The sequence below is a fragment of the Paragemmobacter kunshanensis genome (assembly GCF_011059185.1).
In the GTDB taxonomy this organism is placed as follows: Bacteria; Pseudomonadota; Alphaproteobacteria; order Rhodobacterales; family Rhodobacteraceae; genus Paragemmobacter; species Paragemmobacter kunshanensis.
In genome coordinates this window covers 1-2,137 of the sequence record NZ_JAALFE010000071.1, presented here as the reverse complement: position 1 = coordinate 2,137, position 2,137 = coordinate 1, and the positions used below count along the sequence as shown (strand labels likewise).

1 protein-coding gene is annotated in these 2,137 nt (G+C 68.6%); it reads left to right on the top strand.

From position 1 onward, the window contains the following. Positions 1 to 2,137, top strand: a 2,137-nt coding sequence (locus G5V65_RS21670; RefSeq protein ID WP_165054662.1) for an AAA family ATPase, incomplete at both ends; no start/stop codon positions are given.

Sequence of the window (2,137 nt, the reverse complement as noted above, 5' to 3'; positions counted from 1 at the left end):
CCGCTCCGCGGCTTCGTCGACAAGGGTCAGGGCCGGGACGGCAAGCCGCACAACATCTGGATCCCGGCCGACGACACTGCGCCCGAGAAACTCGCAACCTTCGCCGGATGGGCGAACCGCGAGGGGGCGGCGGTCTATGTCATCCCCGGCACGGTCGAGGAGCAGGGCCAAGCCCGCGCCGCCGATGTGCTGCAGATGCAGGCCATCGTCGTCGATCTGGACGCGGGCGACATCCCGGCCAAGCTGGACCATGTCACCCGCCACCTCGGCGCGCCCACGCTCATCATCGAAAGCGGCGGGCGCACGCCCGAGGGCGCCGCGAAGCTCCATGTCTGGTGGCAACTCACCGAGCCTGCCGAGGGCGATGACCTGGCCACCCTCTGCCGCCTGCGCGGCGAGATTGCCGTGAAGGTCGGCGGCGACACGCATTTCCGCTCTGCGCACCAGCCGATCCGGGTGCCGGGCACGGTCTATCACAAGCACGGCCACCAGCGCCTCGTGCAGATCCGCGAACATCGCGACGTCGAGGTGGATCTTGCGGATTTCGCCGAAAAGGTCGCCGAGATGCCGCCGCTGCCCGGTGTGGGCTTCGCCAGCGACGTTGCCACACCAGCATCGAAGCCCGGCATCGACGCGGTGCTCACCACGCCGGTGCGCGAGGGCGCGGTCGACGACTGGTCCCGGTTCCAGGGGGCCAGCGCCGCCATTGGCCATTATGTGCGCCTCGTCCACGAGGGCCGCCTCGATCCCTTCGCGGGCTGGGAGGCGATCTGCGGCTACAACGCCGCCATGCTGCGCCCATCCTGGCCGCTCGATCGGCTGCAGGCCGAGTCCGAACGCCTCTGGGCGCTGCATGTGAAGCGCAACGGTCCGCCGCTCCTGCGCGCGGCCCACGCCGGTGCCCCGGCCAGCCCGCTGCCGACCTTCAGCCTCGGCGCTCTCCTCGACGACACCAGTCCGATGCCCGAGGACATCATCGGCCCGCGCGTGCTGACACCTGGCGGGCTCCTCGTGCTGGGCGGCGCGCCCAAGGTCGGCAAGAGCGACTTCCTGATCTGCTGGCTCGTGCACATGGCGGCGGGCGTGCCGTTCCTCGGCTTCACGCCACCCCGGCCCCTGCGCGTTTTCTACCTGCAGGCCGAGATCCAGTATCACTACCTGCGCGAACGCATGCAGCAGATCGCGCTGCCCGCCGCCGTGATCGCCGCCGCGCGCGACACCTTCATCGCCACCCCGAAACTGAAGCTGCTGCTCGACGCGGAGGGCATCGCCCGCGTGGCCGAGGCGATCAGGGCCGCATTCCCCGACGCGCCGCCCGACATCATCGTCATCGACCCGATCCGCAACCTCTTCGATGGCGGCCCCGAGGGCGGGGGCGAGAACGACAACACCGCCATGATGTTTTTCCTGAAGGATCGGGTCGAGCTTCTCCGCGAGGCGGTCAATCCGGATGCGGGCGTCATCCTCGCCCACCACACCCGCAAGGCCACCAAGCATCAGGTCAAGGACGATCCCTTCCTTGCGCTCTCCGGCGCCAGCGCGCTGCGCGGCTTCTACACCTCGGGGCTGCTCATGCACCGGCCCGACGAGGACAGCAGCCAACGCCGCCTGGAGATCGAGTTGCGCAATGGCCCCGCGCTGCCCGGCAAGCTGATCGACAAAGTGGCGGGTCGCTGGGTCGAACTGAACCCGATGAACGAGCGGCTGGTGCGCAAGGAGGTCGGGGCCAAGTTCGACGCCGAACGGCTGCGCAAGCACGATGTCATTCTGGGCATGCTGCTCGATGAGGCGGCGGGCGAGCGGCTCTACACTGCCATGCAGTTTGCCGAGACCTTCGAGAATCGCGGCGGTCTGGGCAGCAAGCACACCATCCGCGAACGCCTCTCTGTGCTCGCCACCAAGGGCTTCGTGAAGTTCCTGCGTGACCCTTCGGGCTTTGGCTTTCCCGTCACCCGGTCGCGGTTTGGCTATCTCTGCGTCGAAGGCATGCAGTTCGGTTTGCCCGTCGAGGAGGTCGATCCGACCACTGGCGAAGTCACCGCCACCGCCCGCCCGGTGCTGCCCAGCCACTTCAAATGCCCCCAATCCGGGCTCTGCCTGCAGGTCGAAAACCCCGCCGTCTGGGTCTACCCGGAGG